The following is an 18,225-nucleotide window of genomic DNA, read 5'->3' as shown; positions in this document are numbered from 1 at the left end:
GTGACTCTATTGTTGCCGACGAATCGGCAGTGGCGGTTCCAGCTCGTACCTGTCTCGCCTTGTCGGCTGGCCCGTTCTCGGATAGCGCCCGGCGACGTTGATACTGTCGAGATCATGGCGGAGACAAAGGCAACGCTGCTGGAAGACTTGCTCACGCTTGAGAGACGGGGCTGGGACGCACTGTGTTCCCGCTCCGGAGCTGATTTCTACGCCGACATCATGCGAGACGACGCGGTGATGGTGCTCTCAAACGGAACGGTACTCGATCGATCGGCCGTCGTGGCCTCGCTGAACGAGGCGCCTCCGTGGCGCGACTACACGATCATCGGCCCGACTGTGATCACGATCGACTCGGGCGTGGCAGCGCTCGTGTATACGGCAATCGCACGACGGGAGGACGAGGATCCTGCGTTCCAGGCCCTGATGTCGAGCGTGTACGTGCGCGACGGTTCCGCGTGGACGCTGGCGCTGTATCAGCAGACGCCGATACCGGTCGTGAAGTAAGAAGTGAACGTGGTGGTTCTTCGTGGCAAGTGCTCCTGTAGCGATCTGCTGCTGCGATCCGCGGGGGGATGCTGAGTACATAGCGATTTTGTCCGATTAACAGGACGTCATGCTACGATGTCCTTCAGAAAGGACATCTCCGATGGATACGACACGTTTGACCGCGTTCCTCAACGAGACCGATACCGCACCGGCCGAGCTGGCGCGGAGAGCCGGCGTGTCCAGAAACACCGAATGGTCGCTGCGCCGCGACCCGAGCCGCGCAAAACTCGGCACCCTCAGAGAGCTCGCTCTCGCCTGCGGCCTCGACATCACCCTCGACACGACTGCGGCCAGCGACCCGTACGCTGCCGCGGCGGCACGCGTCCTGGTCGGCGATCTCTCCCCCGATGACGTCGACGATGAAAGGCAACTCGCCGAGTGGACAGACCGTTTGCGTCGATGGGTGCCAGATGCACCACCGTTGCAGCTCGCCGAGACGGCCGCGAGCGTATCTGCACCGCAGAATAGGGCTGAAGCGATCCTACTCATCGGGCGCCATGACGCCGACAGGTTGGCATCGGCTGCGCTGTCAAGTGAGGAAGCGTGGGCTCTTTCCGGCGCCGCCGCGCTGGACGCCCTCGATGTGGAGCCAATAGCGGCAACCGTACCGACCGTGCTGTGGACGGCGAAGCCCGACGTTGTCACCGGGATGCTCCTCGCTACGCACAGAAGAACAACGGTCGCCTCAGCTGCGAACGTTATCGTCGCACCCCTTCACCAGAGCGTGCTCGAAGGGAGCACCAGCGTGGAAGGGATACCGCTCGTCAGCCCCGTTCAGGCTGTCATCGACAGTCTCGGTATCGGCGGGGAAGCCGGGGCCGCCGCCCACAACATTGCTGAAAGGTGGTGACCAATGGCCGAGCAACGGTGGGGCGTCGGCTCCAACCAGTACCAGAAGAGGCCCGGCAGACCCGTCGGGCCAGGCCGTCGGGCGGCTCTTCCGTCGCTATCACAGAGCAACGAACGTAGGAACCAGGCTGACGCGTGCGGAATCACCTGGGACCTGGATCAGGTGGACCTTGAAGCGATCGGCGGTGAGCGGAATGTCGACCGGGCCCGAGCCCGCTTCCGCTCACGGTTCCCGGACATGATCTGGGACGCAGCACGGTTAGAGGGCAACACGTTCACCCTCCCAGAAGTGCAGACACTGCTCGATGGTGTCACCGTCGAGGGGAAGAAGCTTGAAGAGCAGGAGCAGATCCTCGCGCTCAACGAAGGCTTCAACGAAATCGACCGGCTGGTGGGGCACGACGAGTTCCAGCTGACCAAGCAGATTTCCGTCCGCGTTCACCGAATGATCGCAGTGCACGAAGCGATCGAATCAGGCAACTTCCGCGGCGAAGGTTCGGTCACCGGCGGCGGCGCCGTCCGCCTGTCAGACGGGGGCGTCGTCGACGGCCGGGCAACCGGCGAGAACGGCGCCGACCTGCGCGCCGCTCACCACAAGCTCCTCGACTGGCTGAGCACAGAACCAGACCCGCGGGCACGCGCACTCGTATACGCCGCGTCAGCGATTCGCCACCAGTTCTACTTCGACGGCAACAAACGCACAGCGAAACTGGTGGCGAGCGGCGAACTGCTGGCCCACGGGTACGACGCGATCTCAATCCCCTACTCGAGGTTGCACGAGCAGAACATCGCCCTCGACACCCTGTTCAGGACAGACGACGCCACACAGCTGATGGTGCTGCTCGCCGACTGCGCACGAGGTTGACCGAGTTCACGCACCGTCTAGCGCGACGGTTTCTCGGCGCCCAGCCGACCGGGGAACAGATGTGCCCGCCACCAGCGCGCCGTGCCGCTACCGCACATCACCTGCGGCAACGAGCACAGCGAGAAATGCCAATGCACCCAGCACTAAGTAGCCGGTTCCGCAGTATTACTGGGAGTAAGGGTGCACCCCCCGGGACTTGAACCCGGAACCCACTGATTAAGAGTCAGTTGCTCTGCCAATTGAGCTAGAGGTGCGTTTCGGCTTCCGAATCGATGACCGGAACCGAGGGTCAACATTATCATCACCGACGGCGCTCATGCGAATCGGCCCGGCTGGCTATCCTGAGGAGCGTGACCGACGCCGACTCCCCCGCCGACCAGCCCTCGCTCGACGACGATCTCGCGCTCGCCCTCAGGCTCGCCGACGCCGCAGACGCCATCAGCCGTGACCGCTTCCGCGCGCTCGACCTGCGCGTCGAAACCAAGCCCGATCGCACCCCGGTGACGGATGCCGACAAGGCCGTCGAGCGCGCCATCAGAGACGGTCTCGCGGCCGCGCGCCCCACCGACGGCATCCTCGGCGAGGAGTTCGGCACCGAGGGCGACACGCGCCGCCAGTGGATCATCGACCCCATCGACGGCACCGCCAACTTCCTGCGCGGAGTGCCCGTCTGGGGCACGCTCATCGCGCTCGCGATCGACGGCGTACCGGTCGTGGGAGTGGTCAGCGCGCCGGCACTCGCCAAGCGCTGGTGGGCCGCGAAGGGCGGCGGCGCATGGCTTGCCGAGGCGGACGAGGTGGTGCGCAGCATCCGTGTGTCGTCGGTTTCGAGAATCGAGGATGCGTCGCTCAGCTTCCAGAGCATTGCCCAGTGGGACGACGCCGGCTACCTCGAGAAGCTCATCGCGCTGAGCCGGCGGGTGTGGCGCGAGCGCGCCTACGGCGACATGTGGCCGTACATGATGCTGGCGGAAGGGCTCATCGACGCGGTCGGCGAGTTCGACGTGCAGACCTACGACCTCGCGGCGCTGATCCCGATCGTCGAGGAGGCGGGCGGCCGGTTCACCTCGGTCACGGGCGAACCCGGGCCGGCGGGCGGCAGTTCACTTGCCACCAACGCTCTGCTGCACGACCAGCTGCTCGACGCCCTGCGCTGAGCGGCGGCAGTTCAGCGGCAGTTCAGCGTCGGTTCCGCGGCCCGGTTCAGCCGGCCGTTAGCAGCCCCTCGAAATCCGCGACCGACATGACCGACGCCTGCCTGGGGAACACCTTCTGCGTCAACACGCGGTGCACCTCTGGGTCGACGTCGAAGCACGCGTCGTCGAGAACGAACAGGCGATAGTCCCGGTCGGCGCCGTCGCGCACGGTGGAGAGCACCACGCCGCTCGTCGAGATGCCGCACAACGCGAGGGTGTCGACGCCGCGCTCGCGCAGAGTCGCGTCGAGCGAGGCCGAGCTGAACGCGCCCACCCGCGTCTTGCACACCACGAGCTCGCCCTCGGTCGGCTCGATGCGTGAGTCGACCTGCGTCTCGGGCCGCCCTGCATCCAGACGACCGGATGCGGCCGCCTGCGCGAACGCGGCATTCGACGCCGGCACGCGCACGGCGTCGTCCCGGCTGAGGGCCGCCCGCACGTAGACGACATGGAGGCCGGCGGCGCGCGCAGCATCCCTCGCCTTCGTCACGCTGGCGAGAAACGCCTGCTGGTCGGGCACCCGCTCGAGGATCGAGGGCTGCAGATCCATGATGAGCAGCGCCGTCTGCGCCGGATCCACGGGGTGGGTGTGCGTCATGAGGTCCTCCCCGCGCCACGCTACGCGCTTCCGGCATACAGTGGGCTTCCATGAGCACAGCAACGCCGCAGCCCACCTCCATGCGCGCCGTGACGGTGCCATCGCCCGGAGGGCCGGAGGCGCTCGTGCCGGCGCAGGTTGCTCAGCCGACACTCGGCGCGAGGGACGTTCTCATCCACGTGGCCGCGGCCGGGGTCAACGGCGCCGACCTCGCCCAGCGCGCCGGGCACTACCCGCCGCCGGCTGGCGCTCCCCCATGGCCCGGGCTCGAGGTCTCGGGCGTCGTTTCCGCCTCGGGCGAGCTGGTGGAGGGGTTCGACGAGGGCGACGCCGTGTGCGCGCTGCTGCCCGGCGGTGGCTACGCCGAACGCGTGGCTGTGGACGAACGCCTCGTGCTGCCCGTGCCGCACGGGGTCGCGGCGCGCGATGCCGCGGCGCTGCCCGAGGTCGTGGCGACGGTGTGGTCGAACGTGTTCATGTTCGCGGCGCTGCAGCCGGGCGAGACGCTGCTTGTGCACGGCGGATCGAGCGGCATCGGATCGATGGCGATCCAGCTGGCGACGGCGCTCGGCTCCCCCGTGATCGCCACGGCCGGCTCGGCCGAGAAGGTCGCGTTCTGCGAGAGCCTGGGAGCGATCGGCGTCAACTACCGCGAGCAGGACTTCGTCGACGCGGTTCGAGAGCGAACGGATGGCCACGGCGCCGACGTCGTGCTCGACATCGTGGGCGGTGAATACATTGCGCGCGACATCGCCGCGCTGGCGACGGAAGGGCGCATCATGGTGATCGCCGACCGGGGGCGCACGCCATCCGCATTCCAGGTGGGCGCGCTCATGGCGAAGCGCGGCCGCATCTGGGGAACGACCCTGCGTGCCCGGCCGATCGAAGAACGGGCGGCGGTTCTCGCGTCGGTGCGCGAGAACGTGTGGCCGCTCATCGAGCGGGAACACGTGCGACCGATCGTCGACAGCGTGTTCCCGCTCGAGGAGGCGGCCGATGCGCACCGGCGCATGGAATCGTCTGCCCACATGGGCAAGATCCTGCTGGCCACGCCGGTCGAGTAGCCGACGAAGTCGGCGTATCGAGACCCGTTGCGAGGTCTCGATACGCGCTCCGCGCTACTCGACCAGCAGGGGCGCTCAGGCTGACCAGCAGGGGCGCTCAGGCGGCCTGCGGCAGCTCCACGTCGCGAACGTGCTCAGGAGCGACGGCGAGTTCGTCGTCACGCACGAACACGAGCGCGCGCCCGTCGGCCACCAGCTCGCCGGCGACCAGCGCATCCGCGACGCGGTCGTCCAGCTCACGCTGGATCAGCCTCTTCAGCGGTCGCGCACCGTACTCGGGCTCGTAGCCGTGCTCGGCGATCCAGTCGACCGCCTCGTCCGTGACCTCGAGCTCGACGCCCTGGGCCGCAAGCCGGCCTCGTGTCGCGCCAAGCAGCATCCGCACAATATCGCGCAACTGCTGCTTTTCGAGCGTGCGGAACAACACGATCTCGTCGATGCGGTTCAGGAACTCGGGCCGCATGGCCTCGCGCAGCTTGCCCCACACGCGGTCGCGCAGCGCCTTCTCGCCGCCGAACCCGTTGCCGTCAGCGGATGCCGGCACGAAGCCGAGCGCGCCGCTGCGGCTGGCGAGGAACTCGCTGCCGATGTTCGAGGTCATGATGATCACCGTGTTGCGGAAGTCGACCGTGCGGCCCTGACCGTCAGTCAAGCGGCCGTCGTCGAGCACCTGCAGCAGCATGTTGAACACGTCCGGGTGCGCCTTCTCGATCTCGTCGAAGAGCACGACAGAGTACGGGTTGCGGCGCACGCGCTCGGTCAGCTGCCCGGCCTCGTCGTAACCGACATACCCGGGAGGGGCGCCCACCAGTCTGCTGACCGTGTGCCGCTCGCCGAACTCGCTCATGTCGAAGCGCACCATGGCGCCCTCGCTGCCGAACAGCGACGCGGCGAGCGTCTTGGCCAACTCAGTCTTGCCCACGCCCGTCGGGCCGAGGAACAGGAAGCTGCCGACCGGCCGACGCTCGTCGCCCATGCCGGCCCGACTGCGGCGCACGGCCTTCGCGACCATGCGCACGGCCTCGTCCTGGCCGATAACCCGCTCGTGCAGCTCGTCCTCCAGGTGCGCGAGACGCTCGCGGTCGCCTTCCGTCAGCCTGTTGGCGGGGATTCCAGTCGCGCGCGCGATTATCTCGGCGATCTCTGTCTCACCGATGACGGATGCGGCACGCCGACCCGCACCGTTGGCCGTTGCCTCGTCCAGCTCGGCCTGCACCGCCTCCATCTCGTCGCGAAGTTCGGAGGCTTGCTCGTAGTTCTCGGCGGAGACGGCCGCGTTCTTGTCGGCCTCGAGCGACGCCAGTTGCTCGATGAGCGCCGTCACGTCGACCTTCTCGCCTTCGCGCAGGCGCAGGCGAGCGCCGGCCTGGTCGATGAGGTCGATGGCCTTGTCGGGCAGGAAGCGGTCGCTGATGTAGCGGGACGACAGCTCAACGGCCGCACGGATCGCGTCGTCGGTGTATTCGACGCCGTGGTGCTGCTCGTAGAGGCTGCGGAGGCCGCGCAGAATCTGCACCGCATCCTCGATACTCGGTTCTCCCACCATCACCGGCTGGAACCGGCGCTCGAGCGCCGAATCCTTCTCGATGCGGCGGTACTCCTTGAGGGTGGTGGCGCCGATGAGGTGCAGCTCGCCGCGGGCGAGCCGTGGCTTCAGAATGTTGCCCGCATCCGTGCCGCCGCTCTCACCACCGCCGCCTGCGCCGACCACCGTGTGCAACTCGTCGATGAAGACGATCAGCTCGCCCTTGTGCGCGCCGATCTCGTTCATGACGTTGTTCAGGCGCTCCTCGAAGTCGCCCCGGTAGCGGGCGCCCGCGAGCATGGCGGTGAGGTCAAGCTCGATCACGCGCTTGCCGTTCAGCTGCTGCGGCACGGCGCCGTCGACAATGGCCTGCGCGAGGCCCTCGACGATGGCAGTCTTGCCGACACCGGCCTCGCCGATGAGCACGGGGTTGTTCTTGGTGCGACGGGCGAGAATCTCGATGGTCTGCGCGATCTCGTCGGAACGGCCGATCACGGGGTCGAGCTCGCCGCCGCGGGCGCGGGCGGTCAGATCGATGCCGTAGGTGTCGAGCGCGGGCGTCTCGGAACTGCCGTCGTTCGGCGCCTGCGCTCTCGGCGCACCGGCGGGCACCGGCTGCCGCGCGGCGGCCTGCACCGATTCGGGCGTCACGCCGGCTTCAGCCAGCACCTGGCCCGTTGGCGAATCCTGGTTCAGCACGAGCGCGAAGAACAGGTGCTCGGGGTCGATATAGGTCGAGCCGGATGAGCGCGCCACCTGGTACGCATGAAACAGCGCGCGCTGCGCCGACCCGGTGAGGGTCGGGGCGGCATCCGTCTTCTCGCTTGCCTCGGGCAGGCGCTGCTCAACGGCGGCGGCAATGGCGGCGGGCTCTGCGCCGACGCGCGCGATCATCTCGGTAGTCGGCGACTGCTCGGTCATGACGTGCAGAATGTGCAGGGCGTCGACTTCGTTGCGGCCGCTCTCACTGGCATAGACGCCGGCGCGGGCCAGCAGCTCGTGAGTGCGGCTGCTGAGCAGGCGTCCCACGTCGATGGAGCGCGACGAAGCGCCGCCGCGCTGCCCCTGCAGGTATCGGGCGATGAACTCGTCGAACGATCCCTCGCCGAGACCGTCGGGTCCGAAGAATGTAGGCATTCGGTTCTCTCCAAAAGTTGAGTGCTTCTGGCTCAACTTAACGCGGAGTGTGCGAATCCATTCCCGAACTCGTCGCCTCTGTGAGAACTTTTTCAGCTCGGGCATGAGAGCGCGACGAGAGGATGCTGCTGACGAGTTCCAGGAGCACGAGAGCCAGGGCCACGAGCGCGAGGGCCGCCCACGCGGTGAGGCCGCCGCTGAGCAGGCACGCCAGGCAGGGAAGCACGATCGCGGGAGCCAGGAGGCTCATGACCCCGCGAATCGGCCGCGCCAGCCGCAGCCCCACGACCGCGTTCACCAGATAGAACCCGCAGACGCCAAATGCCAGAATGACCCGCACGGAGGCCGGAAGCGGGCGGCCGGCTTCCACCACGGCGATGCCCACGGCGGCGGCAACCAGGGTCAGTGCCGTCACGAGCAGGAACGGCAGATACATGATCACGTCGCGCATCGCGCCGAACGATCTCGCCCGCTGCGCGGCGACGAGTCCTGCCTCGGCGGTGGGGGCGCCCCAGCGAAAGAACGCCCGAGCCAGCAGAGCGCAGACCACGAAGCCGAACAGGGCGGCAGCGCCGCCTTCGACGCTCGGGTGCGCCGCCAACCCGGTGACGCTCAGGTAGACCGCCTCGCCGACGACGATCACGACGAACAGGCCGACTCGCTCGAGCCCGTGCGCAACCGATGCTCGCTGGTACACCTCATTGGCGAAGCTGCCGTGCACAGCCAGCAACACGATCTCGGCCGCGATCGAGATCGCCCACAGGAGGTACTGGGTCGGCGGCGGCACGACGATCGAGACCAGCCAGAGAACCGCGGTGGTGAGGTTGTAGAGCACGACGCGCCAGAGCGACACAGACATGGTTCTGCTCGTGTACGGCAACAACCACATGACGAGCAGAATTAGCCTCACCCAGGCGCCCCCCGCGGCATAGAGCCAGCCATACTGCAGGATGCCGCCGGATATCGCGATCGCCATCGCGGCCGGCCCCGGCATCGCCGCAACGACCAGCACGCCGAAGACGGGGAAGCGCCGACCGTAAAGGTTGTTTGCGATCATCAGGTTGGCCCACGCCCACCACAGCGGAAAGAACAGTGCGATGAAGAGCATCACGGTACCGGGGCCGGGCGACACTTCAATGAGGTGAGCGGAGATCGCGACGACCACGACGAACACGAGGTCGAAGAACAACTCGTACCAGTCCGCGGTACGTCGGGGCGCGATCCCTGCCTCCGCGCTCATGCAGCGAGTGTAGACCCGTCAGTCGTGCCAGCGATATGACCTCGGCGCTAGACAGAAGTGCAACGGCTGTAGGTGGCGACAGTGCATAACGCCACGGCAGCTGTTTATGGGCTAGCCTTATAGCTCATAGATCGGGAGGGCCGCGGTTATGGCATCGGAGAACTGGCCGGCACTCGAGTGGGAAAAGCAGACGTCGGTGCCGAACACCGTCTGGGGTGCCCAGGCCGAGGTTAGCGCGCAACGCGCCACGTACCAGTCCTCAATTCCTCCCTTGATAGCCCCGCGACGGCCGATTCCTGACGCCGAAGTCGCGGCGGCCGCCGACGAAGCCGCCCGTGAACTGAGCCGATTCGACGCCGAACTCGGTGTGCGGGTGAACTCGTTCGCGCCGGTACTGCTGCGTTCGGAAGCAGCCTCGTCGTCGCAGATCGAGAACCTGACCGCTTCCGCGCGCGCCATCTTCAGTGCCGAGCTCGGAGCCAAGAGCGGACGCAACGCGGAACAGGTCGCCGCGAACACGCTCGCGCTGCAGGCCGCCATCGGGCTTTCTGAGCAGATCAGCTCACGTGCCATCGCGCAGATGCACAAGGTCTTGATGGCCGAACAGTCACGCCACGCCCCCGGAGAGTGGCGTGAGGAGGCTGTCTGGATCGGCACTCGCTCTGATAGCCCGATCGGCGTCGAATTCGTCGCCCCATGGTATGAACGTGTCCCCGAACTCGTAGAAGATCTCGTGAGATTCGCGACGCGCAGCGATGTGTCCCCGCTGGTGTCCGTCGCCGTGGCACACGCTCAATTCGAGACCATCCATCCGTTCACCGACGGCAACGGCCGCACCGGTCGAGCTCTGGCCCAGTCAATGCTTCGCCACCGTGGCGTCACGCGCACAGTCGCCGTCCCTGTGTCAGCGGGTCTCTTAGCGGATATCGATGGCTACCACGCCGCTCTCACTGCATATCGTGCGGGCGATATCAACCCGATTGTCCGCGCATTCGCAGACGCATCGCTGCGCGCGGTCGGCAACGCTCGCGAACTAGTGCGGACGATCGACGATCTCCGCGAAAGCTGGAACCACCGACTGAAGGCTCGCAGTGACAGCAATGCCTGGAAGGTGCTCGATATCCTCACCCGCCGCCCCGTCCTCAACTCCGCTACAGCCGCAGCCGAGCTAGGCATCAAGCAGCCGAACGTTTATCCGCCGATGCAGGCACTAGTGGAAGCCGGAATAGTCCAGTCGAAAGCGGAGCACAACCTCGGTCCGTTCTGGCGCTCCGACGAAGTGCTACTCGCAATCGACATGTTCGCCAAACGCGCAGGTCGACGTGAGTACCGCTGAGAGGGCCTACTGCTACCGCCGGAAAGTGGCTCCGTGCTCGATGCCGCCGGAGCTCGCGATCGCCATCGCGGCCGGTCCCGGCATTGCAGCAACCACCAGCACACCGAAATCGGGGAAGCGACGACCGTAGAAGTTGTTCGCGATCACCAGGTTGGCCACAGCGACCGAGTCGTCGAGATGCTGGCCGCTCCCCCGCTCAGTGCGCGGTGCGGCGTCTGCGCAGAAGCAGGGCAAGCCCGATGAGGATCAGCAATGCGCCGGTAAACCCGATCGGAAGCATGTCCAACCCCGTGTTGGCGAGGGTCGCCGGGCTGCCTCCGTCACCGACGGCGGCCGCCGGGTTATCACCGTCACCGGCAGCGGCTGCCGGGTCGCTCCAGTGCGCATAGAGGGTGAGCGACTTCGGACCACCGATACCCAAGTCAGTGGCGGCGGTTACCTGGGCGCCGCCGACGGCCTGCGTGAACCATCCGTCGAAGGTGGAGCCCGCGCGAGTCGCATCTGCCGGGAAGCCGATCTGGGCGTCCTGGAAAGTACTCGCGTAGACGACGTCGGGGGCGGTCGGCGCCGTGCCGCCATTGCCGTCGAGCAGCACCGTGACGTTGTGTCCCGTCACGTTCTCAGGGTTCTGGATGACGCGGGTGTTCAGAATGATTCCGGTGTTCGCGAGCGTGCCCGCGATGGCGAGCGTGCCCCCGTTGCGGATCGTGCCGGAGTTGGTCACGACGATCCCGTCCGGGATGTCGATGTTGTTGAAGGGCGGCAGGATCAGCGTGCCGGCATTGGACAGCGATCCGAAGTTGGTGCTGTCCGCCGCGATGTCGCCGGGGCCGACCCCGTGTTCGCCGAGCCCCGAGCCGACGGTGACTACCGCGCCCGCTCCGATCGAGAGGGCTGCGCCGGACCCGGAGTAACCGCCACCGATCGCCGCGGCCTGCCCGTTGCTGGTTCCCGCGATCACGGTGCCACCGTTGATGGCGATCGTGCCGCCGTCGCGGGCGCGGCCGCCGCCGATCCCCGCGGCGAACTCGCCGCCCGTCGCGGTGACGGTGCCACCATTGATCGTGGTGGTGCCGCCGGCACCGAGGTGCCCGCCGCCGATCCCGGCTCCGTCGAAACCGCCCAGGGTGGTGATGGCGCCACCGTCGATGATGATCGTGCCCGCGGCTTCGCCGTTGGCACCGCCGATTCCGGCTCCGCCACCACCGGGCGATGTGTCTCCGTAGCTGCCGGTGGCGTCAAGAGCGCCGACGGCTCCGCCGGGTGCTGAGTCCATGATCGTGAGGCTGGTTCCCGCCGGGACTCCGAGCCCGGCCGGCGCGACGGGGTCCTCGTCGTCGCTGACCAGGATGAGCCGATGGCCGTTCAGGTCGAGGGTCAGCGCGTGGCCGGCGGGGACCTTAACGACGTCGCTGCCGGCATCGCCTGTGAGGTCGGCGCCGAGGCTGATCGTCGACCCCGAGGGCTGGGTCGCGAACGCGGCCGCGAGCTCGGCGATCGAACCGACCGCGGTGTCGGCGCGGGCGGCCGAGACCGGGCCGACCACCAGCGCGACGGCAGCGGCCGCGACAGCGACCGCCGCGAGCATACCGACTCGCCGAGCCCTTCCGGTGGTCGAGGTCTCGGGGGCGACAGAACTGCGCGGCATGATGTCAGGTCCACTCTCGTCGGGGGAGGCCCGTGTCGCCACGGAACGGCGCGACCAGTTCGACAGCGCGCACCCGCCAGCTTAGCGGTTCCGCCGATAGCGGATCAGGACGACAAGCAGCTGGCGCCTACAGTCGACGAGCCGCTCAGAGTCGAGCAGAATCACGGCGAAACAAGAGACAAGGCCACCCCGATGGGTGGCCTTGTCTCTCAACAGCTCGCGACAGCGACCGAGTGGTGGAGATGGGGGGAATTGAACCCCCGTCCACTGCTGTGGTCATGTGCCTTCTACGGGCGTAGCCAGTGCAGGCGTTCTACTCGGCCCCGGAATTTGCCACTGGCACCTAATCCGACGAGCCCAGCCCTGGTTTGAGTCCCCTTATGCCCCAAGACAGAACATAAAAGCAATCTCTCTCAATGGCGCCAGGATCCGGGTAGAGAGCATTCCCGGTCTGACGGACTTCTTTAGTGCGCTCGCTTAGGCAGCGAGGGCGAAGTCAGTGCGCTTTGAATTGGCACTTATTGTTTTCCAGAGATCGTTTACGAGATAACCCTGGATCCTCGACCCGCTTCTCACACTCACTCAGGCAATGTCGAAACCGATCATCCCCATGGAGCGCTCGCGCCATGAGGCACGGGCGGGTCGCTGTCGCGCGCTGTTGAGTTTTTGAAAGGTGCATCTCGCAAGGAGCGAGTACATCAGCATACAACACCCGCCCACACGCATTTATGCCATTCTGCCCTGCGACCGATCGCGACCGAAATGTCCATAAGTCGCTGCGATACCGCGCGTTACTCAATCGTGATCCCACGTGAACACGGGATTCTCCTGCTTTCCCTCCCTTTCAATCACGTTCTAAACGACCACAATCTTGACCCGCTGATCGCCCGCCGGAAACCATCTGCGATAGCAAGACCGCACCTCCAACTCACAAAGGAGTGAAAATGATCAGCCGTTCCTCGAACTACAGCCGCTCGCGTCGCTGGCGTCTCACCGGTGCCGCCGTCGTCACTGCGGCGGTCGCCCTGACGGGCCTTGCCGGATGCTCTAGTGGCACACCGGCAGCCGCGCCCGCCGCTGCCAAGCACGACTTCCCGAGTTACTACCCCTCTGACTACTCCGACATCGTCGCGGCGTCGAAGAAGGAGGGCGGCAACCTCGTCGTCTATTCGAACACCGACCAGGAGAACTGGGCGCCGATCATCCGCGACTTCCAGAAGAAGTACCCATGGGTCACCAACATCGCGGCGAGCAACCTCGACAGCGATGAGGTCTTCCAGCGCCAGCTCAGCGAGTCGGCTACAGGAAAAGCGCCAGCCGACATGCTCGTCTCCAACGCGGTTCAGGCCTGGGCCAAGTACGCCGGCACCGATGACTCGCTTCTGTCGTACCAGTCCCCTGAGTTGAAGAAGCTGCCGTCGTTTGCTCAGCTGATGCCGAACGTTTACGCCATGTCGCTCGACCCCGTCGGGATCCTGTACAACACAAGCCTCATGCCGAAGGCACCGACGAGCATTGCCCAACTGAAAAAGATCGTCGCGGCCGACCAGAAAACGTACGCCGGCAAGATCACCACTCGAGACGTCGGAGGGGCCTGGGGATTCACCGTCTCGCACGCGTTCGCCGAGGGGGACAAGAACGCCTGGAGCAGCCTCGACAAGATCCTGCCTCTCGCCCGGCCAGAGACCTCATCCGGAACCCAGAGCGAGAAGATCCTTTCCGGTGAGTACCTCGCCGGCTTCTTCATCAGCTCGGCCGTCGCGTACCCCGCCCAAACACAGAGCGGCGGACTCGTGAAGTTCGTCATGCCGACGGATGGCACCGTGGTTCTCGGTCGCGGAATCGGAATCACCCCGAAGGCACCGCACCCGGCGACGGCGAAGCTGTTCCTCAATTTCGTGCTGTCTGCCGATGGCCAGAACGCGGTCGCCGAAGGTGGTCTCACCTCGTACAGGGACAACGTGAAGCTGACCGAGGGTCGCCACACCTATCAGGAGGTCGAAAAGGTCGCGGGCAAGAAGGGCATCATCCGGGTGCCGTACGAGGTGGTCTCGGACAGCGACGTAACGTCGTTCGTCGACAAGTGGAACGGCGATCTGGGCAAGTAGCCGCTTGCTGCGCCTCACGATCATGACATCACTTCTCACGAAGGAAACCGCCGGCACGACGCCGACGTCGAGCCTGCCGGCGCCGAAGTACCCTCGGGTCTTCGGCGTCGGCCGAGGCCGCATCGTGCAGTACGGCGTCTTCGTCGTACTCGCGATCTTCGTCATCGCGCCCATCATTCCCATCCTCTACCAGTCGATTCGCACGAAGCCGCTGTACGACGCAGCAGGCCTGTTCACCGCCGGCAACTATGTGCACCTCTTCAGCGACGCTGGCTTCGGCCAGGTCATCCTGAATACGGCGATCTTCGCCGTTGGCACCACGGTGCTCACACTGGTGATCGCTATCCCCATGGCGGTGCTCGTCGTTCGAACCAAGCTGCCCTTCGGCAACGTGCTCGGCCAGTCCATGCAGTGGCCGTTCTTCGTCTCGTCGCTGATTCTGGGATTCGGGTGGATCACCCTGTACGGCCCAGCAGGCTTCATCAGCGTGCAGGTGCGACAACTCATCGGCTTCGTGCCCTGGAACCTGTACTCGCTTCCCGGAATGGCTGTCACCGAAGCGGTCGGTCTGGCTCCAATCGCGTACGTCTTCTGCGTGAACGCCCTCCGGCAGGCCGACGCCTCGCTGGAAAGCGCAGCGCAGGTATGCGGGTCCGGCCCGCTGCGCATTCTCTTCAGGGTCGTCATCCCGCTTCTGCGACCGCCGATCGTCTACGCGTCCATCCTTATCTTCAGCATGTCTCTCGAGACGCTGAGCGTGCCGCTGCTCTACGGAACCCCGGTGCGCATTCAGGTCTTCTCCACGTTCCTCTACACGAACGGCCTGCAATCGATCAGCCCTGACTACGGGGTGCTCGGCGCGGCATCCACGATCATTCTGGTGGTCACGATCGCCACGGTGGCGATTCAGGCGAAGGTGCTGAAGAACGCGCAGCGGTTCATTTCGGTGCGGGGCAAGGCCGTTCGGCCACGCCTGCTCGACCTCGGCTGGGTCAAGTGGGTCGCGGCGGTCGCCATCGTCATCTACGTGGTCTTCGGGGCGCTGCTTCCGATTCTCGGGCTGTTCTTCCGCTCCTTCACCCTCATCTTCACGCCGCTGCAGAACCCACTGCAGACCCTCACGCTCGCGAACTACCAGCGCATCTTCACCTACCCCGTCTACATCCAGTCGATCACCAACAGCCTGACTGTCGCCGCAATCGGGGCCGTTCTCGTCAGTGCGCTTGCCCTGCTCGCGGTGCTGATCGCCCGGCGGTCCACGTTCCGGTTCGGCCGCGCAGCCGAGTACCTGGCTCTCATGCCGCAGGCCATACCGGGCATCATCGTCGGCATCGGCTTCTTCTGGGCGTTCGCCCTGTTCCCCGGGGGCAGCATCGTGCAGGGGACTCTGGCGGCCATCATCATCGCGTTCGGCCTGCGCGCCCTGCCTACCGCGTTCGGTTCGATCGCACCGGCGATCATGCAGATCGGCAATGAGCTGGACAACGCGGCACGCACGTCGGGCGCCGACTGGTTCGGCGTGTTCTCCCGCGTTCTGCGCAGCCTTCTGCGGCCGGCTTTCGTCGGCGCCATGATCCTGGTCTTCGTCACCATGATCAAGGAGTACTCCGCGGCACTCTTCCTCTCGTCGGCCCACACCGGCGTGATTGGAACGACGATGCTCGAACTCTGGGTTCAGGGGAACACCGGCTCCGTCGCGGCGCTCGCAAGCCTGCAGATCGCGATCACCGCGGTATTCGTCGCCGTCGCAAGCCTATTCATGAAAGGACACACGCATGCCTGAAGTACATGTCTCGCACCTCTCGAAGCAGTTCGGCGAGACGGCCGTGCTCAACGACATCGACTTCACCATCAACGATGGCGAGTTCTTCACGCTTCTCGGACCGAGCGGATGCGGCAAATCCACCACGCTCAACTGCGTCGCCGGGCTGGAGCAGCCGACAACGGGAGCCATCACCGTTGCCGACACCCCGTTCGTCGACACGAGCAGGCGGTTGTACGTGCCAACGGAGGAGCGCAACCTCGGCATGGTGTTCCAGTCATACGCGCTCTGGCCGCACATGACCGTGCAGCAGAATCTCGCGATGCCGCTGTCAATTCGGCGGGTGCCGAAGCAGGAGAAGGGCATGCGAATCCACGATGCGCTCGAGAAGGTTGGGCTCGCTCATCTCAAGGACCGGTTCCCTCATGAGCTCTCGGGCGGGCAGCAGCAACGCGTCGCCCTAGCCCGCGCGCTGGTGTACTCGCCAACGGTGCTGCTGCTCGATGAGCCCCTCTCGAACCTCGACGCCAAGCTGCGCGAGCAGGCCCGAGCCTGGCTCAAACGCCTGCAGGTGGATCTCGGCATCACGACCGTGTACGTGACGCACGATCAGGATGAGGCGCTCTCGCTGAGCGACCGCATCGCCGTCATGTTCGACGGCCACATGGCGCAGATCGGCACGCCAACCGAAGTGTACGAGAGGCCGGCAACGGCGCAGGTTGCCGCGTTCGTCGGCAGCTGCAACTTCTTCACAGGCCGATTCGAGGGCGCGCTCGGCACCGTGGCGCAGGTACGCCTCGACTGCACCGGAGACGTCGTCACAGTCACGACCGATGCACCCTTCAGCGTGGGCCAGGAGGTGACCCTGGCGGTGCGACCCGAACGGCTCAGGATTACCCCGGCGCGCAGCGATGCCGCCGGCTCCAACGTGCTCAACACCGAGGTGCTGACGTGCTCGTACGTCGGCTCGCGCTACGAGTACAACTTGCGCCTCGGGCGGAACGTCGTGCAGGTCGTGACGCAGGACAGCGGCCTGGCCGGGGCTGTCCGTCTGGTGTTCGAGCCCGGTGACGCGCTCCTCTACCCCGGCGCGGCCGTGCCGTCTGAAGAGGCGCAAGAGTTGATGACGGTGTGAGAAGGCGTCCTCCCGCACTCGCCGTCACGTTCGTCTTCGCTCACGCCGTCGTCGTTCAGGTCATCGCCTTCGCGATGCGGCCGACCCTGTCGTACGCGGTGCTCGATGCAGACGCATCGCCTGCCCTGCTCGGTGCCCTGTCTGCGGCATTCGCGATTCCGGCGCTGATACTGGCGCTACCGGCCGGCCATGCCATCGACCGAGTCGGCGAACGGTCCGCCCTTCTCGTCGGTGCCGTGTTTCTCATCGGGGCGGCGATCCTGGCCAGCGCATCTCGGCATTCCCTCTGGATGCTGTTCGTGGCGACGGCGCTGCTGGGAATCGGGCACCTGCTCTCGGTGATCGGAGAGCAGGCGCTCGTCGCGAACACCATCAGCCGCGGTACCTCCGACTCCCGGTTCGGCTATTACACGTTCGCGACGGCGATCGGCCAGACGCTGGGGCCCCTCCTGCTGGCGCTGCCGGGAGCCGCCACGGCGACGCCACCGGTGCGCACCATCTTCACCATCTGCATGTGGGCGGGCTGCCTGTTGCTCGTCATCTCGTTCCTCGTACAGAGCACCCCGCGAATGCACGACGAGCCCCGAGTCGGCATTCTCACAGCAGCGCGGACGCTGCTGCGCATCCCGGGCCTCGTGCGTGCGCTGCTGGCCAGCAGCATGGTTCTCTCGTCCGTCGATCTCTTTCTCGCATACACGCCAGCGCTCGGACACGACCGCAGCCTCGCCGCCGCCACCGTCAGCGCCATGCTCGTGGCGCGCTCGCTGTTCTCCATGTTCTCCAGACTGTTCCTCGGGCGCATGGTCACCCTGGTCGGGCGGCGTGCCCTCATGGTCTCGATGATCGTGGTCTCTGCGATCAGCCTGACAACGTTCGCCCTTCCGCTTTCGGACCCCTGGCTACTCGTCGTCTCCTCGGTGTTCGGGTTCGCGGTCGGCACCTGCCAGCCCATCACGATGTCGTGGATCTCCGATCTCGCGCCCCGGGGCACGCGCGGTCTCGCCATGTCACTGAGGCTCGCGAGTAACCGGCTCGGCCAGACGCTTCTGCCCGGGGCTCTCGGGGCCTTCGCGGCCGTCGCAGGGGCTGCAGGGGTGCTCGTGACTACAGGAATCACCCTGTTCGGCGCGGCGTGGTCGGGGGCGGCGATCGGCGCGACACCGAACTCCGAGAAGTGACGACATTCGCGCCTCGTCGCGATCGAGCCTTTTGGTCA

General features: G+C 66.1%; 15 protein-coding genes, 1 tRNA gene and 1 other RNA gene. 10 read left to right on the top strand and 7 right to left on the bottom strand.

The window, feature by feature from the left end; all coding sequences use genetic code 11:
• Window positions 1-114 precede the first annotated feature (114 nt).
• From OSC27_RS07015 to OSC27_RS07005, 3 genes are all read left to right on the top strand, one after another.
• Window positions 115-504, top strand: a complete 390-nt coding sequence (locus tag OSC27_RS07015; protein WP_267180730.1) for a nuclear transport factor 2 family protein — start codon at window positions 115-117, stop codon at window positions 502-504.
• A gap of 142 nt (window positions 505-646) precedes the next feature.
• Window positions 647-1,396 carry a hypothetical protein gene (locus tag OSC27_RS07010; protein WP_267180729.1) on the top strand — a complete coding sequence of 250 codons (750 nt, stop codon included), beginning with the start codon at window positions 647-649 and terminating at the stop codon, window positions 1,394-1,396.
• A gap of 288 nt (window positions 1,397-1,684) precedes the next feature.
• Window positions 1,685-2,260 carry a hypothetical protein gene (locus OSC27_RS07005; protein ID WP_267180728.1) on the top strand — a complete coding sequence of 192 codons (576 nt, stop codon included), beginning with the start codon at window positions 1,685-1,687 and terminating at the stop codon, window positions 2,258-2,260.
• 181 nt (window positions 2,261-2,441) lie between these two features.
• Here the strand turns inward: OSC27_RS07005 and OSC27_RS07000 are convergent.
• Window positions 2,442-2,514: transfer RNA gene (locus tag OSC27_RS07000), tRNA-Lys, on the bottom strand.
• A 96-nt stretch (window positions 2,515-2,610) separates the two neighbouring features.
• On the opposite strand from OSC27_RS07000, the gene hisN reads away from it, so the two are divergent.
• The gene (gene hisN / locus OSC27_RS06995) at window positions 2,611-3,417 is read left to right on the top strand and encodes a histidinol-phosphatase (RefSeq protein ID WP_267180727.1); all 807 of its coding nucleotides are present in this window, start codon (window positions 2,611-2,613) and stop codon (window positions 3,415-3,417) included.
• A 46-nt stretch (window positions 3,418-3,463) separates the two neighbouring features.
• Here the strand turns inward: hisN and OSC27_RS06990 are convergent, their stop codons facing one another.
• Entirely contained in the window at window positions 3,464-4,054 is a 591-nt protein-coding gene (locus tag OSC27_RS06990; RefSeq protein ID WP_267180726.1) for a cysteine hydrolase family protein, read from the bottom strand.
• An 80-nt stretch (window positions 4,055-4,134) separates the two neighbouring features.
• Between OSC27_RS06990 and OSC27_RS06985 the strand changes: the two genes are divergently transcribed.
• Window positions 4,135-5,118, top strand: coding sequence for an NAD(P)H-quinone oxidoreductase (locus tag OSC27_RS06985; RefSeq protein ID WP_267181159.1), 984 nt, complete (start codon window positions 4,135-4,137; stop codon window positions 5,116-5,118).
• Between the two features lie 97 nt (window positions 5,119-5,215).
• Here the strand turns inward: OSC27_RS06985 and OSC27_RS06980 are convergent, their stop codons facing one another.
• Entirely contained in the window at window positions 5,216-7,780 is a 2,565-nt protein-coding gene (locus tag OSC27_RS06980; protein ID WP_267180725.1) for an ATP-dependent Clp protease ATP-binding subunit, read from the bottom strand.
• A gap of 37 nt (window positions 7,781-7,817) precedes the next feature.
• A complete protein-coding gene (locus OSC27_RS06975; protein WP_267180724.1) occupies window positions 7,818-9,020 on the bottom strand; it encodes a low temperature requirement protein A in 1,203 nt (400 codons plus the stop codon).
• Between the two features lie 148 nt (window positions 9,021-9,168).
• Here OSC27_RS06975 and OSC27_RS06970 point away from each other — a divergent pair, with 148 nt between their 5' ends.
• Window positions 9,169-10,356, top strand: coding sequence for a Fic family protein (locus tag OSC27_RS06970; RefSeq protein ID WP_267180723.1), 1,188 nt, complete (start codon window positions 9,169-9,171; stop codon window positions 10,354-10,356).
• 12 nt (window positions 10,357-10,368) lie between these two features.
• Here OSC27_RS06970 and OSC27_RS06965 read toward each other — a convergent pair whose 3' ends face one another.
• From OSC27_RS06965 to ssrA, 3 genes are all read right to left on the bottom strand, one after another.
• Window positions 10,369-10,515: a hypothetical protein gene (locus tag OSC27_RS06965; RefSeq protein ID WP_267180722.1), complete on the bottom strand. Its 147-nt coding sequence runs from the start codon at window positions 10,513-10,515 to the stop codon at window positions 10,369-10,371.
• A gap of 37 nt (window positions 10,516-10,552) precedes the next feature.
• Window positions 10,553-12,004, bottom strand: a complete 1,452-nt coding sequence (locus OSC27_RS06960; protein WP_267180721.1) for an InlB B-repeat-containing protein — start codon at window positions 12,002-12,004, stop codon at window positions 10,553-10,555.
• A 234-nt stretch (window positions 12,005-12,238) separates the two neighbouring features.
• Window positions 12,239-12,614, bottom strand: a transfer-messenger RNA (tmRNA) gene (gene ssrA / locus OSC27_RS06955).
• A gap of 334 nt (window positions 12,615-12,948) precedes the next feature.
• On the opposite strand from ssrA, the gene OSC27_RS06950 reads away from it, so the two are divergent.
• Genes OSC27_RS06950 through OSC27_RS06935 form a run of 4 tightly spaced genes read left to right on the top strand, consistent with a single transcriptional unit; the run spans window position 12,949 to window position 18,187 of the window.
• A complete protein-coding gene (locus OSC27_RS06950) occupies window positions 12,949-14,112 on the top strand; it encodes an ABC transporter substrate-binding protein (protein ID WP_267180720.1) in 1,164 nt (387 codons plus the stop codon).
• 22 nt (window positions 14,113-14,134) lie between these two features.
• Window positions 14,135-15,895, top strand: a complete 1,761-nt coding sequence (locus tag OSC27_RS06945) for an ABC transporter permease (protein WP_267180719.1) — start codon at window positions 14,135-14,137, stop codon at window positions 15,893-15,895.
• Window positions 15,888-17,009 carry an ABC transporter ATP-binding protein gene (locus tag OSC27_RS06940; protein ID WP_267180718.1) on the top strand — a complete coding sequence of 374 codons (1,122 nt, stop codon included), beginning with the start codon at window positions 15,888-15,890 and terminating at the stop codon, window positions 17,007-17,009. The genes OSC27_RS06945 and OSC27_RS06940 overlap by 8 nt, the downstream gene beginning before the upstream one ends.
• Entirely contained in the window at window positions 17,006-18,187 is a 1,182-nt protein-coding gene (locus OSC27_RS06935; protein ID WP_267180717.1) for an MFS transporter, read from the top strand. Before OSC27_RS06940 ends, OSC27_RS06935 begins: the two co-directional genes overlap by 4 nt.
• Window positions 18,188-18,225: the final 38 nt, after the last annotated feature.

This window comes from Microbacterium sp. STN6 (genome assembly GCF_026410545.1).
Classification (GTDB): Bacteria; Actinomycetota; Actinomycetes; order Actinomycetales; family Microbacteriaceae; genus Root112D2.
This window is presented reverse-complemented; position numbering and strand designations above follow the sequence as displayed.

Coding starts and splice junctions, on each gene's coding strand:
- OSC27_RS07015 (WP_267180730.1), top strand. CDS start 115: ATGGCGGAGACAAAGGCAACGCTGCTGGAAGACTTGCTCACGCTTGAG.
- OSC27_RS06975 (WP_267180724.1), bottom strand. CDS start 9,020: ATGAGCGCGGAGGCAGGGATCGCGCCCCGACGTACCGCGGACTGGTAC.
- OSC27_RS07010 (WP_267180729.1), top strand. CDS start 647: ATGGATACGACACGTTTGACCGCGTTCCTCAACGAGACCGATACCGCA.
- OSC27_RS06945 (WP_267180719.1), top strand. CDS start 14,135: ATGACATCACTTCTCACGAAGGAAACCGCCGGCACGACGCCGACGTCG.
- OSC27_RS06960 (WP_267180721.1), bottom strand. CDS start 12,004: ATGCCGCGCAGTTCTGTCGCCCCCGAGACCTCGACCACCGGAAGGGCT.
- OSC27_RS06970 (WP_267180723.1), top strand. CDS start 9,169: ATGGCATCGGAGAACTGGCCGGCACTCGAGTGGGAAAAGCAGACGTCG.
- OSC27_RS06980 (WP_267180725.1), bottom strand. CDS start 7,780: ATGCCTACATTCTTCGGACCCGACGGTCTCGGCGAGGGATCGTTCGAC.
- OSC27_RS06990 (WP_267180726.1), bottom strand. CDS start 4,054: ATGACGCACACCCACCCCGTGGATCCGGCGCAGACGGCGCTGCTCATC.
- OSC27_RS06950 (WP_267180720.1), top strand. CDS start 12,949: ATGATCAGCCGTTCCTCGAACTACAGCCGCTCGCGTCGCTGGCGTCTC.
- OSC27_RS06985 (WP_267181159.1), top strand. CDS start 4,135: ATGCGCGCCGTGACGGTGCCATCGCCCGGAGGGCCGGAGGCGCTCGTG.
- OSC27_RS06940 (WP_267180718.1), top strand. CDS start 15,888: ATGCCTGAAGTACATGTCTCGCACCTCTCGAAGCAGTTCGGCGAGACG.